This is a genomic window from Rhizobium sp. YTUHZ045 (assembly GCF_051124255.1).
Lineage (GTDB): Bacteria > Pseudomonadota > Alphaproteobacteria > Rhizobiales > Rhizobiaceae > Rhizobium.
In genome coordinates this window covers 3488476-3503226 of sequence record NZ_CP101432.1, presented here as the reverse complement: position 1 = coordinate 3503226, position 14751 = coordinate 3488476, and the positions used below count along the sequence as shown (strand labels likewise).

Below are 14751 nucleotides of genomic sequence, written 5' to 3'. Positions count from 1 at the left end.
AAAGAGGGCCAGAAGTGCCGGAAATCCGCGAATACGAGCTTTTTGAGGTTCATGAGCCCGTGTCGCAGACCATTCCTTTCGTCTACAACTCCCCCCATAGCGGCCGCGTTTATCCACCGGAATTCATCGCGCAGTCGAGGCTGGAAGGCATAGCGATCCGCCGTTCCGAGGACCATTACGTCGACGAGCTGTTCGGCTCGGCCGTCGAACTCGGCGCGCCACTGCTCGCCGCCAATTTTCCGCGGGCCTATCTCGACGTCAATCGTGAGCCCTACGAGCTTGATCCAAGGATGTTCGACGGGCTGCTGCCGCCCTATGCCAATGTCAATTCGCTGAGGGTCGCCGGCGGGCTTGGAACCATTCCGCGCATCGTTGCCGAGAACATGGAGATCTATGCACGGCGGCTGCCGGTGCAGGAGGGGCTCGATCGGGTCGAGGCAGTCTACAAGCCTTACCACGCGGCGCTGCGACGGCTGATCGCCCGCACCCATGTGCAGTTCGGCTTCGGCGTTTTGATCGACTGCCACTCGATGCCCGGCAATGTTCGGGTCGCGGGCTGCACCGGGCGGCCCGATTTCATCATCGGCGATCGCTACGGCACCAGCGCTTCGGCCGAACTTTCGCGCGCCGCCATCGCCATCCTCGAGGAAATGGGCTTTGCTGCGATCCGTAACAAGCCTTACGCCGGCGGCTTCATCACCGAACATTACGGCCGTCCCTCGCGCGGTCTGCACGCGCTGCAGATCGAAGTGAACCGGGCGATCTATGTCGACGAGGTGACGCTGGAGAAGCGTGAGGATTTCGCCGCGGTGGCCGACGCCGTCGCGGCCTTCATGCGGCAGATGGCGGATCATGTCGAAAAATTCGCCGGCGATCGGGCGCTGGCCGCCGAGTAAACCTGCGATTTCCTGATCTCGGCTTGCCTCCCCAGGCCAAAAAAAACCGCGCTTGTCAGCGCGGCTAAGTCTAGGGAGGAAACACCCAAGGAGGGTATTTACAGTCAGAAGACTGTAATGACGACGCTACTATTGCGTTGCACAAATGTCAAGCAATATATTGCGCTGCGATATCTTTGGGCAATTCGCCCGAAGTCGCCCTCGTCGTTTGCATTCCCGCTCGTTTTCGCTATGAAAGCGCATTCCCGCCAGCCAAACGGTGTCACCATGCTTCCTGACCGTTCATTCTTCAATCGTCTGGCGGAGGTCGCCCGCGCCGAGACGCTGCCGCGCTTCCGCTCCGGCCTCGACGTCACGAACAAGCTTTCTTCCGGCTTCGATCCGGTGACGGAAGGCGATCGGGCGGCCGAGCTCGCCATCCGGGCGCTGATCGAGGAGAATTTCCCCGACCACGGCATTCTCGGCGAGGAGCATGGCGATGTCGGGCTCGACCGGGACTATGTCTGGGTGATCGATCCGATCGACGGCACGCGCGCCTTCATATCGGGCGTGCCGGTCTGGGGAACGCTTATCGGTCTGCAGAGGCAAGGCCGGGCGATCATGGGCATGATCGAGCAGCCCTTTACCGGCGAACGTTATTTTGCCGACGAGAACGGCTCGATCTATATCGGGCCGGAGGGTGAGCGACGGCTGGTGACCCGCCAGTGCGAGGCACTTTCGAGCGCCATCCTGTTCACGACCTCGCCACATCTCTTCACCGGCGGCGAGATGGAGAAATACCGGGAGATCGAGGCGCAGGTGCGGCTCTTCCGCTATGGATGCGACTGTTATGCCTATGCGCTGCTTGCCGCCGGTCATATCGATCTCGTCATCGAAAACGGGCTGAAGCCCTATGACGTCGGCGGCATTATTCCGGTCATCCAGGGGGCGGGCGGTATCATCACCACCTGGGACGGCGGACGGCCGGAAAATGGCGGCTCGATCATCGCCGCCGGCAGCCGCGCGGTCTATGAGCAGGCAATCGCCATCCTGCAGCGCTGAAGCCGGGCTCGGCAAAGCCGATGCCCCGGGTCGGAAAGGCCGATGCCAGTCAGCTCGGTTGCTCCGGCTTATGTGCCGAGGGCGGCGACATCATGGTTTTCCTCGGCATCGCTGCCTGGGATGAAGGCGTGGAAGGCCGCCAGCGCCGCGGCGCGATAGATATCCCGTTCCTGGAAGATCTCATGGCGGGCGCCGTTGATCGGCACCAGCTGGCCGGCGCGGAAATAACGTGAGAGCCGCTCCTGCGCCGTGTAGGGCACGACGCCGTCTCGTGTCGGGGCGATGACGATGGTCGGGATGGTGATCGAGAAGAGATGGTTGGGCGAGGTGACCCGGTCCATGGTCCGGAAGGCTTCGGTCAGCCAGCGGGCCGTCGGCGGCCCGAGCGTCAGTTCCGGATGAGCCTTCATCATCGCAACATTGCGCTCGAAGCGCGCTTCGTCCGAGGTCAGCGGATTGTCGCGGAAATCCGGATCCTTCAGCCTCGAAGTCAGCGGCATGAAGCCAAGGCCGGCGGTCGTAAGCGCGCCGGCGAGGGTGCGGATGACGCGAGGCGAGGCCGACTGACCGGTCAGGCCGATGAAGGGAGCCGATAGCACCATGCGATCAATGCGGGTAGTCAGATAGGGAGCGGCCGACAGCGCGATCAGCCCGCCGGTGGAATGGCCGAGCAGGTAGAACGGCAGGCGGGTATCCGGCAGCACTATCTTTTCGAGGAAGGTGTCGAGGTCGCGCTCGTAATCGGAAAAGCGGCGGATATGGCCGTGATTGCGGCGCTTCAGGAGCCGCGACGAACCGCCTTGGCCACGCAGGTCGAAGGTCGCGACCCAGAGGCCCTTGCCCGTCAAGTCACGGATCGTCTCGAAATATTTTTCGATATATTCGTTGCGGCCATGGATGATGACGACCGTGCCCTTGGCGACTTGGCCACCGGAGCGGAAAACGGCGTAACGCAGCCGGTGGCCGTCATGGGTTTCAAAGAACCCTTCGGTGCGGTTTTCCGGGGCGGGATTATCGGGCGTCGAATAGAGAACCTGATCCATGACTTACCAATGCGCCGCTGCTGAATGCTTCCCTCAGGGATAGCGCATGGCGACCAGCTTGGAAAGCCGGGGAAAAAGGGCCGGCGGGAGCGTGAGGGCGCTCGCGGCCGGCCCAAGTTTAGACTGAAGAAGAAGGGACGATGCACTTCAGCCATCGGGGCCAGTGTCACCCGACATCGTCATTTCTAGACCGGCATGTCTGAACGCGCTCCGAACCGGCCGTTCACGCGGGGTTCACGGCCGGTCGAGGTGATTTCGAAAAGGTCTTGAACTCCTCGAATCGCATCACCATCTCCATTCTGCGGGTGCCAAAAGGGCCCGCGCAACCGTCCCGAGACTGCCAAGATGGGGTTTCAGGGGCATTTTACCGCAACACGTCGCTTCCCTAGGAGGACATCATGCGTCACGTAGACTTCTCTCCCCTCTATCGTTCGACAGTCGGTTTCGACCGGCTCTTCACCATGCTCGACAGCCTTGCTCAGCCGGAGCAGGCGCAGACCTATCCGCCCTATAATATCGAGCGCACCGGTGAAAACACCTATCGCATCACCATGGCGGTCGCCGGTTTCGACGAGACCGAGCTTTCGATCGAAGCTCATGCCCATGTGCTGTCCGTGAAGGGTGAAAAGAACGAGGAAACCGCCGAAGGCGGCGAATTCCTCTATCGCGGCATTGCCAAGCGCGCCTTCGAGCGCCGCTTCCAGCTCGCCGATCATGTCGAGGTGTCAGCCGCTTCGCTGAAGAACGGCCTGCTTCACATCGATCTTCTGCGCAACATTCCCGAGGCCATGAAGCCCCGCAAGATCGCGATTGCCGCCGAGCCGGTCGAGGCTCCGAAGGCGATCGAGGCGCAGGTCATTAACGGTTAACAGCTGTCCCTCTGGGACACCGGACGGCGCCCCGATCGGGGCGCCTTTTTTGTTGCCGTTCAGCTTATTGTTCAGGCCGGGCTTGCGGCATCCTTCATCTGCTGTTCCGTTACGCGCCGGGCTGCTGCTGCGGCATATTTCTGGGCGATGACGGCGCAGACCATCAGCTGAATCTGGTGGAAGAGCATCAGGGGAAGCACGATCGCGCCAATCGACTGGCCGGCGAAGATGACGTTTGCCATCGGCACGCCGCTTGCCAGGCTCTTCTTCGAGCCGCAGAAGGTGATGGTGATCTCGTCGGCCTTGTCGAAGCCCAGCCAGCGGCTACCGAACATCGTCAAAACAAGGACAAAGGCCAGAAGCACGACGTCGGCGACGACGACGACGGCGATGTCGGCAATCGAGAAAGTGTTCCACAGTCCTTCGACGACCGCCGTCGAGAAGGCAAGATAGACCACCATCAGGATCGAGCCGCGGTCGACCGGCATCAGGATCTTCTTCTTGGCGCGAATCCAATCGCCGATCCAGGGCTGCAGGATCTGGCCAACGATAAAGGGGGCAAGCAGCTGCAGCAGGATCTGCTGAAGCGCGTCGAAGGAGAAGCCGCCATGGCCGCCGACGGAAAAGAGCAGGCCGACCAGCAGTGGCGTCAGGAACATGCCAAAAATGTTCGAGGCCGAGGCCGAGCAGATCGCGGCGGGCACGTTGCCGCCCGCCATCGAGGTGAAGGCGATCGACGACTGCACCGTCGACGGCAGCACGCAGAGGAAGAGAATGCCGAGATAAAGCGGCCGTGGCAGGATCGTGTCGGGGATGAAGCCGAGCCCAAGCCCGAGCAGTGGGAAGATGCCGAAGGTCGTCAGCAGGATGATCAGATGCAGCCGCCAGTGCAGCAGACCAGCAATGACGACGTCACGGGAAAGGCGCGCGCCGTGCAGGAAAAACAGCGCCGCGATGGCAAGATCGGTGGCGATGCCGAAATAATCCGCAAAACTGCCGCTCGCCGGAAAAAGGGAGGCGAGGATGACGGCGCAGACGAGCAGGATCGTGAACGTATCGGGCAGAAAGCGTCGCATCGCGGTCTCGCAGCAATAAAGTAACCATTGTTCTGTCCTCCATTATGATCCAGGATGCAAGAAATAACAGTTATTGAGATTCTGGATTTCCTATGCTCGACCTCTCGCAGTTGCGCAGTTTCGTCGCCGTCGAACAGATGGGCAGCTTCACCCTTGCCGCGGAAAGGCTGGGCCTCGGGCAATCGACGGTCAGCCAGCATATCCAGCGGCTGGAGGCGGCACTCGGACGCAAGCTGCTCGCGCGCGACACGCACAAGGTGATGCTCACCGGTGATGGCGAGGCGCTGCTTTCGCGTGCGCGCGCCATGCTTTCGATCGAGGGGCAAGTGCAGGCGCTGTTCAAGAGCACCAGCCTGCGCGGCAGCCTCCGGCTCGGCGTGTCGGAGGATTTCGTCACCAGCCAGCTACCGGCGGTGCTGGAGGATTTCGTTCGGTTGCATCCGTCTGTGGACCTGGAACTGACCGTGGCGCTCTCCGGCGTTCTTTACGAAATGCAGGACAATGGCGAAATCGATCTGGTGCTTGCCAAGCGCCGACTTGGCGATGGGCGCGGAAAGCTGGTCTATCGCGAGCCGCTCGTCTGGCTGGCGCGCGATCCTGAACGAGTACTCGCCTCCGGCCCGCTGCCGCTGATCGCATTTCCGCCACCGAGCGTCACGCGGGCGATCGCCCTAGAAGCGCTCGGGCGCAATGGCGTGCCGTGGCGAATCGTCTGCACTTGCGGCAGCCTGAGCGGGCTGACGGCAGCAGCGCGGGCGGGAATGGGTGTGCTGGTGCAGCCGCGCAGTATGGCTCCCGCCGAACTGAAAGAGATCGCCGCGGGGAAACTGCCGGTGCTCGAGGACGTGGAATTCGTCTTGGTGCCGCGCAAGGGCGCGGATCAGGTGCTGGTCGCGGCGCTGTCCGACGATATTCTGCAAAAAGTAAGGGGGCTGAGGTCCGCATGACCCGTCGCCGTCACCGGTCGGAAGCCCTACCGATCGGCGCTCAGGCAGCCAGACACCTCAGGAAACCATCCACGTCGGCTTCTGTGGTTGCGAAGCTGGTGACAAGGCGGATTAGGGTTTCGCTTTCGGAAACGAGTTCCGAGGTTGCCGCAGGCACAGGCCATTCGTAGAATTTCGCGCCTTTTTCCTCTGCGGTTCTTGCAGCACTCTTGCTGATGACGGCAAAGACCTCGTTGGAAGCGGTCGGCCAGGCGAGGCGCCCGGCGCTGCTGGCGGCAATTCCGGCGCGCAACCGGTCGGCCGTGGCGTTCGAATGGCGGGCGAGATCGAGCCAGAGACCGTTTTCGAAATAGGCATCGAACTGGGCAGCGATGAAACGCGACTTGGAGAAAAGCTGGGCGGCGCGCTTGCGAATGAAGGGCATTTCCATTGCCTGATCCGGATTGAAGAAGATGATCGCTTCGGCGCACCAGCAGCCGTTCTTGGTACCGCCGAAGGACAGCATGTCGACGCCGCGTTTCCAGGTCATCTCCGCCGGCGTGGCGCCGAGCGCGATCAGCGCATTGGCGAAGCGGGCGCCATCCATGTGGAGCGGCAGGTTGCGCTTCCTGGATATTGCGGCAATCTCGCCGATCTCCGGCAGGGAATAGACGGTGCCGATCTCGGTCGCCTGGGTAATGGTCACAGCACTGGCCCGGCCCTGACGGAGGGCGTCCTCGGGGAAGTGGGCGATCTTTGCCGAAAGCTTCGCCGGATCGATCTTGCCGGCTTCACCGTCGACGGCCACGAGGCGGGCGGAGCCGGAGAAGAATTCCGGCGCGCCGCATTCATCCTCGATCACGTGCGCTTCCGAATGGCAGAAGGTAATCCCGCCGGGACGCTGAACGCTCGCCAGCGCCAGGGAGTTGGCGGCCGTGCCGGTGGCGACGAAGAAAACGGAAACCTCACGTTCGAAGATCTCGGAGAAACGAGCCTCGACCTTTTTGTCGAGGTCGCCGGCGCCATAGGCCGGAGCAAATCCGGCCGATTCCCTCAGCAGGCGTTCGGCAATGGATCGGTGGGCGCCGGCCCAATTATCGGAAGCAAAGAACATGGTGGAGACCTGGGGAGTGGAAGGAGCTGGGAGGTTCGCAGCGGACCTTACGCCAAAGCTTCACGGGATCAAGGTTGCCGGCACTAACACATCACGAAAATTGAGGGACGCAATTAATAAAAATAATGAGGCTACCTGGCGTAATTTTATTTCGCAACTGGGGTTTTTCTGGCAATCTTCCGTCGCAAAATCACGATTTTTGGCGTGACGCTCTTGCGGACGGAGAAGGTTTCTGGCATAGAGCTGATGAATTAGGACAGTGTTGCTGTCCTATTCTGGCCTTAGTGGCCGAAGAGGCGCCGAAAACCCTGGCAGCGACGGGCTTTCACGCTATAGTTCTTCCGAGCGTCAGCCCTCCGGCTGGCGCACGGGGGCGAATGGCAGGCGTGGAACGCGACGGTTTGCTTTCCTCAAGAAGCAGATGTCTGCGGCCGATCTTCACCATGCAACAGCGCTGTCATGCGACGGACCTATTTTCAGGTTGCGACGCAAGACGAAAAGCCGCCCGCGGCCCCGCGGGCTTCGACAGGAGGAAAGACGATGACGAAGACGCCATCCATGGAATTTGACCGGTTTGCCGCTGCAGAGGCGCGCGCGACGGCCAATACGTCCAAATCCGCTTCCGGCCTGCCGAAGAAGCAGGGGCTTTACGATCCTGCCAACGAGCATGACGCTTGCGGCGTTGGCTTTGTCGCGCATCTGAAGGGCGAGAAGTCGCACCAGATCGTCAAGGACGGCCTCTTCATCCTCGAGAACCTGACGCATCGCGGCGCCGTCGGCGCCGACCCGCTGATGGGCGACGGCGCCGGCATCCTGGTGCAGATTCCCGATCGCTTCTTCCGCGAGGAAATGGCGGCGCAGGGCATCACCCTGCCGCCCGTTGGCGAATATGGCGTCGGCCATATCTTCATGCCGCGCGACGAAAAGCAGATCGAGCACTTCAAGAAGGTGATCAGGGACGTCATCGTCGAGGAAGGCCAGGTCTTCATCGGCTTCCGCGACGTGCCGGTCGACAATTCCTCGCTTTCCAAGGCGCCTGATATTGCCGCGACCGAGCCGCATCACGTGCAGGTCTTCATCGGCGCCGGTGAAGACGCCGAAAGCAACGACGAGTTCGAGCGCCGGCTGTTCACGTTGCGCAAGGTGATCTCCAACCGTATCTATGACGAGTTCGACGGCGAGGAGAGCAACTTCTATCCAGTGTCGCTGTCATCGGCGACAGTGGTCTACAAGGGCATGTTCCTGGCCTATCAGGTCGGCGCCTATTATAAGGACCTGTCGGACCCGCGGTTTGAAAGCGCGGTCGCTCTCGTGCACCAGCGCTTTTCGACCAACACCTTCCCGTCGTGGAAGCTCGCGCATCCCTACCGCATGGTCGCCCATAACGGCGAGATCAACACGCTGCGCGGCAACGTCAACTGGATGGCGGCGCGCCAGGCGTCGGTCTCCTCACCGCTGTTCGGCGAGGACATCTCCAAGCTTTGGCCGATTTCATACGAGGGACAGTCGGACACGGCCTGTTTCGACAATGCACTGGAATTCCTGGTCCGCGGCGGTTACTCGCTGGCGCATGCGGTGATGATGCTGATCCCGGAAGCCTGGGCCGGCAACCAGTCGATGGCGGCCGAACGCAAGGCCTTCTACGAATATCACGCCGCGCTGATGGAGCCGTGGGACGGACCGGCTGCCGTTGCCTTCACCGACGGCAAGCAGATCGGCGCCACGCTCGACCGCAACGGCCTCAGGCCGGCGCGTTATCTCGTGACCGATGACGACCGCGTCATCATGGCATCCGAGGCCGGCGTTCTGCCGGTTCCTGAGGAGAAGATCATCCAGAAGTGGCGCCTGCAGCCGGGCAAGATGCTGCTGATCGACATGGAAGAAGGCCGCATCATCTCGGACGACGAGGTGAAGTCGAAGCTTGCAACGGCGCATCCCTATCGCAACTGGCTCGACCGCACCCAGCTCATCCTCGAAGACCTGAAGCCGGTGGAGCCGAGGGCGCTGCGCCGCGACGTGTCGCTGCTCGACCGCCAGCAGGCCTTCGGCTACACGACCGAGGATACCAAGATCCTGATGTCGCCGATGGCGACGACGGGTCAGGAAGCGATCGGCTCGATGGGCACGGATACGCCGATCTCGGCAATGTCGGAAAAGCCGAAGCTGCTTTATACCTATTTCAAGCAGAACTTCGCGCAGGTGACGAACCCGCCGATCGATCCGATCCGGGAGGAGCTCGTCATGAGCCTCGTCTCCTTCATCGGCCCGCGCCCGAACATTCTCGACCACGAGGGCATGGCGAACGCCAAGCGCCTCGAAGTGCGCCAGCCGATCCTGACCAATGGCGATCTCGAAAAGATCCGCTCGATCGGCCATACGGAAGACCGCTTCGACACCAAAACGCTCGATTTCACCTATGATATCGAGCGCGGCGCGGCTGGCATGCCTGAAATGCTCGACCGGCTCTGCGAGCGCGCGGAGGCGGCCGTCAAGGGCGGCTACAACATCATCGTGCTCTCCGACCGCCAGATCGGTCCCGACAGAATCGCCATTCCGGCGCTGCTGGCGACGGCTGCCGTGCACCATCACCTGATCCGCAAGGGGCTTCGCACCTCCGTCGGCCTCGTCGTCGAGACGGGGGAGCCGCGCGAAGTGCATCACTTCTGCCTGCTCGCCGGCTACGGCGCCGAGGCGATCAACCCTTATCTCGCCTTCGACACGCTGCTCGACATGCATGCCAAGGGCGAGTTTCCGAAGGAAGTCGATGCATCCGAAATCGTCTACCGCTACATAAAGGCGGTCGGCAAAGGCATCCTCAAGGTGATGTCGAAGATGGGCATCTCGACCTACCAGTCCTATTGCGGCGCGCAGATCTTCGATGCGATCGGCCTGTCGTCGGAACTGGTCGATAAGTATTTCTTCGGAACCGCGACCATGATCGAAGGCATCGGCCTCGAAGCGATCGCTGAAGAGACCGTTGCCCGCCACACCGCAGCCTTCGGCAAGGATCCGCTGCTGGCGACAACGCTCGATATCGGCGGCGAATATGCCTACCGCATGCGCGGCGAAAGCCATGCCTGGACGCCGGACGCGGTTGCAGCCCTTCAGCATGCCGTGCGTGGCAATGCCGAGGATCGTTACCGCGAATTCTCCGAAATGGTGAACAACTCGGCGCTGCGGATGAACACGATCCGCGGGCTCTTCAACATCAAGAGCGCCGAGGCGCTCGGACGTAAGCCGGTATCGATCGACGAGGTCGAGCCGGCCGCCGATATCGTCAAACGTTTCTCGACCGGGGCGATGTCCTTCGGCTCGATCTCCAGAGAGGCGCATACGACGCTGGCGATCGCCATGAACCGGATCGGCGGGAAGTCGAACACCGGCGAAGGCGGCGAGGAATCCGACCGCTACATGCCGCTCTCCGATGGTTCGATGAACCCGGAACGCTCGGCGATCAAGCAGATCGCATCGGGCCGCTTCGGCGTCACCACCGAATATCTGGTAAATGCCGACGTGCTGCAGATCAAGGTGGCGCAGGGCGCCAAGCCCGGCGAAGGCGGTCAGCTTCCGGGTCATAAAGTCGACGCGACCGTTGCCAAGACCCGCCACTCGACGCCGGGTGTCGGCCTGATCTCGCCGCCGCCGCACCACGACATCTATTCGATCGAGGATCTGGCACAGCTGATCTACGATCTGAAGAACGTCAACCCGACCTCCGACGTCTCTGTCAAACTCGTCTCCGAAGTCGGTGTCGGCACCGTCGCCGCGGGTGTCGCCAAGGCGCGCGCCGACCATATCACGGTCGCCGGCTTCGACGGCGGCACGGGTGCCTCGCCGCTGACCTCGCTCAAGCATGCCGGTAGCCCCTGGGAGATCGGCCTTGCCGAAACCCAGCAGACGCTGGTGCTGAACGGCCTGCGTTCGCGAGTCGCGCTGCAGGTGGACGGCGGCCTCAAGACTGGCCGCGATGTCATCATCGGGGCGCTGCTGGGCGCCGACGAGTTTGGCTTTGCCACCGCGCCGCTGATCGCGGCCGGCTGCATCATGATGCGGAAGTGCCATCTCAACACCTGTCCGGTGGGAGTGGCGACGCAGGACCCGGTGCTGCGCAAGCGCTTCAAGGGCACGCCGGAGCACGTCATCAACTACTTCTTCTTCGTCGCCAACGAAGTGCGCGAGATCCTCGCCTCGCTCGGGTTCACCCGGCTCGACGACATTATCGGCGCTTCGGAGCTCCTGGAGAAGGACGAGATGCTGGCGCACTGGAAGGCGAAAGGCCTCGATTTCAGCCGCATCTTCCACAAGGTCGAGGCTGCCAAGGAGGAGACTTTCTGGACGAGCCGGCAGCAGCACCCGATCGATGATATCCTCGATCGCAAGCTGATCGAGCTCGCGCAGCCGGCGCTGACCGACAAGACGCCCGTCGCCTTCGAGGTCGGCATCAAGAACGTCGATCGTTCGGCGGGCGCAATGCTTTCCGGCGAAGTCGCCAAGCGCTTCCGCCATCGTGGGCTGAAGGAAGACACGATCAACGTGACGCTTCGCGGCACTGCGGGGCAGAGCTTCGGCGCATTCCTGGCGCGCGGCGTCACCTTCAACCTGATCGGCGACGGCAACGACTATGTCGGCAAGGGGCTTTCGGGAGGCAAGATCATCATCCGGCCGCCGGAGAATTCGCGGATCGTCGCCGAAAACTCGATCATCGTCGGCAACACCGTGCTTTACGGTGCGACCGAGGGCGAATGCTATTTCCGCGGCGTTGCGGGCGAACGTTTCGCCGTGCGCAATTCGGGTGCGATCGCCATCGTCGAAGGTGTCGGCGACCATGGTTGCGAATACATGACCGGCGGCGTCGTCGTCGTGCTCGGCGGCACTGGCCGCAACTTCGCGGCCGGCATGTCCGGCGGCGTCGCTTACGTGCTCGATGAAACAGGCGATTTCGCCAGCCGCTGCAACATGGCGATGGTCGAACTCGAGCCGGTGCCGGAGGAGGACGACATGCTGGAGAAGCTGCATCATCACGGCGGCGATCTCATGCACAAGGGGCGTGTCGACGTCTCGGGTGACATGACGCGCCATGACGAGGAGCGCCTCTACCAGCTGATCTCCAACCATCTGCATTATACAGGCTCCGCCCGCGCCAAGCAGATCCTCGACAATTGGGCCGACTACCGTCCGAAGTTCCGCAAGGTCATGCCTGTGGAATACCGCCGTGCGCTCGAGGAAATGGAGCGTAGCCGGATGGGTATCGCCGCGGAGTGATTTGCGCCGGATATCGGCCGCCTGCCGAGCGCAGATGGCCGATGTCGGAAACGTCTCGATGACCCGTGACGATCATGCCGGTGAAGGCCGCCTGGATCGCGCGGATGTTTCAGGGGATATGTTCCAATGACGGTCAAGAGAAGCAACCCGCCCGGGATACCGGGACTGACGACAGAAACTGGCCGCGGGTGAGGCGGTCATGAGGGTAAGGGACGAAGAAATGGGTAAGGTAACAGGATTTCTGGAAATCGACCGGCAGGTGGCGAAGTACCAGCCGGCGTCGGATCGCATCCGTCATTTCCGCGAGTTCACGATCCCGATGTCGGACCCGGAAGTGCAGAAACAGGCGGCGCGCTGTATGGACTGTGGCATCCCCTATTGCCACGGCCCCACAGGCTGCCCGGTTCACAACCAGATTCCCGACTGGAACGACCTCGTTTACAACAACAACTGGGAAGCGGCGATCCAGAACCTGCATTCCACCAACAACTTCCCGGAGTTCACCGGCCGCGTTTGCCCCGCCCCCTGTGAGGAAGCCTGCACTTTGAATCTCGAGGATGCGCCGGTCGCCATCAAGACAGTCGAGCAGGCGATTGCCGACAAGGCTTATGAACTCGGTTTCATCCGGCCGCAGCCGGCGACGGTCCATACCGGCAAGAAGGTCGCCGTCATCGGTTCCGGCCCCGCCGGTATGGCTGCCGCCCAGCAGCTCGGTCGCGCCGGCCACGACGTGCATGTCTATGAGCGCGAGACCAAGCCGGGCGGCCTGTTGCGCTACGGCATTCCCGACTTCAAGATGGAGAAGAACTTCATCGACCGTCGCGTCGAGCAGATGAAGGGCGAGGGCGTGACCTTCCATTGCGGCGTCAATGTCGGCGTCGACGTCAAGGTCGGACAATTGCTGGCTGAACACGACGCCGTCCTTTACTGCGGCGGCTCCGAGACGCCGCGCGAGGCGGGCATTCCGGGCACCGACCTTGCCGGGGTGCATGATGCGATGCCCTATCTGGTGCAGCAAAACCGCCGCGTCGGGCGGGAGAACATCGATAGTGTCGGCTGGCCGTCGGATCCGATTCTTGCCGGCGCCAAACATGTCGTCGTCGTCGGCGGCGGCGATACGGCTTCGGACTGCGTCGGCACGGCCTTCCGCCAAGGCGCCGTCAAGGTCACCCAGCTCGATATCCGGCCGCAGCCGCCTGAGAAGGAAGACAAGCTTGCTGTCTGGCCCTTCTGGGCGACGAAGATGCGCACGTCCTCCTCGCAGGCTGAGGGCGCAGTGCGCGAATTCCAGGTTGCGACGCTCGAATTCATCGGCGAGGACGGCGTGCTGACCGGCGTCAAGTGCTGCGAGGTCGACGAGCGCCGGCGGCCGGTCGCCGGTACGGAATTCGTCATTCGCGCCGATCTCGCCTTCATCGCCATCGGTTTCCGCGGCCCGTTCACGACAAGCGTGCTGAAGGAGCTCGAAGGCAAGCTGACGCTCAACACCGACAAGCGCGGCTCGACCAACGTCGTCGCAAACGACCGCGACTACAAGACTTCGGTCGACAAGTTTTGGACGGCGGGCGATGTGCGCCGCGGCCAGTCGCTGGTGGTCTGGGCGATCCGCGAAGGCCGCCAAGCAGCGCGCGCCATCGACGAGGCGTTGATGGGCTCGACCGTCCTGCCGAACTGATCGCACCTCATATAGACTGACGAAGACACGAACTCCGCCTTTCCGGCGGAGTTTTTTATTGTGCGCGGCGCATCCGGCGGGACCTCTTTTCGCCGGTGCGACCGCTTGACGCGCCAGGCTGGGGCGCAAGCTTGAAGCAATGCCGGAGGGTGAGGCTTATGCCTGACGCGGGCTCAGGAGGAGCCGCCGCGAATGATCGACAAGGATTATTCAAATGGTTTCTGCACTCGATAATACCAGGATGGTTTCGGCCCAATACGCATTGAAGAATCTTCGTAGCTCCGATGAAAGCTCAGAGGATACGCAGAGTTCGTCGGCGGGGAGCATTCTGAGCAGCTATGGACTCGATTCGAGCTCGGCGTCGCTTCTTTCCAATCAGGCGCTGTCGGGGCTGCTCGGCGCGCTTTCGTCCGAGGACGACACCTCAGATGAGACCGACACGACTGACGACAGCGCCGATGTGACCAGCGCCTCCTTCATGTCGATGCTGAAGCAGCAGCTGCAGGAAGCAGCCGCGGCCGAAGGCGAAAGCGGCAAGGCTCACGATATGCTGGCTGCGCTCGAAGCAGGCACGCTCACCATCTCCGATCCGACGCAGGGCGTGTCGGTCCCTGCCTGGGACATCGATGATCCGGACGAGGCAGACACCGAAAGCAAGGCCGGCGAGGCGATCAATGTCAGCGGTTGGAGCGACTTCCTCGATGCGCATCTGGAGCGCGGCAGCGACGGCGCCTTCGTCAAGGAGAACGGCAGCTATGTCGACCAGACGAATGACAGCCATGCCTTCTTCGGGCTGATCGGCTCCAATTACTATTATCTGAGCTGGCCGCAGGCAGCGTAAGAAGGCCG

The 14751-nt window shown here is 62.2% G+C and carries 10 protein-coding genes; 7 read left to right on the top strand and 3 right to left on the bottom strand.

The window, feature by feature from the left end; all coding sequences use genetic code 11:
- Positions 1-14: 14 nt before the first annotated feature.
- Both NMA58_RS17380 and hisN read left to right on the top strand, forming a co-directional pair.
- Entirely contained in the window at positions 15-896 is an 882-nt protein-coding gene (locus tag NMA58_RS17380) for an N-formylglutamate amidohydrolase (RefSeq protein WP_085779417.1), read from the top strand.
- A 267-nt stretch (positions 897-1163) separates the two neighbouring features.
- The gene (gene hisN / locus NMA58_RS17375; RefSeq protein WP_430957994.1) at positions 1164-1937 is read left to right on the top strand and encodes a histidinol-phosphatase; all 774 of its coding nucleotides are present in this window, start codon (positions 1164-1166) and stop codon (positions 1935-1937) included.
- 68 nt (positions 1938-2005) lie between these two features.
- On the opposite strand, the gene NMA58_RS17370 is transcribed toward hisN, so the two are convergent.
- On the bottom strand, positions 2006-2980 hold the full coding sequence (locus NMA58_RS17370) for an alpha/beta fold hydrolase (RefSeq protein ID WP_097597248.1): 975 nt from the start codon (positions 2978-2980) through the stop codon (positions 2006-2008).
- Between the two features lie 398 nt (positions 2981-3378).
- Between NMA58_RS17370 and NMA58_RS17365 the strand changes: the two genes are divergently transcribed.
- A complete protein-coding gene (locus tag NMA58_RS17365) occupies positions 3379-3849 on the top strand; it encodes an Hsp20 family protein (RefSeq protein ID WP_097597249.1) in 471 nt (156 codons plus the stop codon).
- A gap of 71 nt (positions 3850-3920) precedes the next feature.
- Here NMA58_RS17365 and NMA58_RS17360 read toward each other — a convergent pair whose 3' ends face one another.
- Positions 3921-4925, bottom strand: coding sequence for a bile acid:sodium symporter family protein (locus NMA58_RS17360; RefSeq protein WP_434711450.1), 1005 nt, complete (start codon positions 4923-4925; stop codon positions 3921-3923).
- 92 nt (positions 4926-5017) lie between these two features.
- Here NMA58_RS17360 and NMA58_RS17355 point away from each other — a divergent pair, with 92 nt between their 5' ends.
- Entirely contained in the window at positions 5018-5872 is an 855-nt protein-coding gene (locus tag NMA58_RS17355; RefSeq protein ID WP_430957992.1) for a LysR substrate-binding domain-containing protein, read from the top strand.
- A gap of 40 nt (positions 5873-5912) precedes the next feature.
- Here the strand turns inward: NMA58_RS17355 and NMA58_RS17350 are convergent, their stop codons facing one another.
- Positions 5913-6965 carry a threonine aldolase family protein gene (locus NMA58_RS17350; protein ID WP_430957991.1) on the bottom strand — a complete coding sequence of 351 codons (1053 nt, stop codon included), beginning with the start codon at positions 6963-6965 and terminating at the stop codon, positions 5913-5915.
- 540 nt (positions 6966-7505) lie between these two features.
- Here NMA58_RS17350 and gltB point away from each other — a divergent pair.
- From gltB to NMA58_RS17335, 3 genes are all read left to right on the top strand, one after another.
- Positions 7506-12227, top strand: a complete 4722-nt coding sequence (gene gltB / locus NMA58_RS17345) for a glutamate synthase large subunit (protein WP_434711449.1) — start codon at positions 7506-7508, stop codon at positions 12225-12227.
- A gap of 220 nt (positions 12228-12447) precedes the next feature.
- The gene (locus tag NMA58_RS17340) at positions 12448-13902 is read left to right on the top strand and encodes a glutamate synthase subunit beta (RefSeq protein ID WP_434711448.1); all 1455 of its coding nucleotides are present in this window, start codon (positions 12448-12450) and stop codon (positions 13900-13902) included.
- Positions 13903-14116: 214 nt separating this feature from the next.
- On the top strand, positions 14117-14743 hold the full coding sequence (locus NMA58_RS17335) for a hypothetical protein (protein WP_434711447.1): 627 nt from the start codon (positions 14117-14119) through the stop codon (positions 14741-14743).
- Positions 14744-14751: the final 8 nt, after the last annotated feature.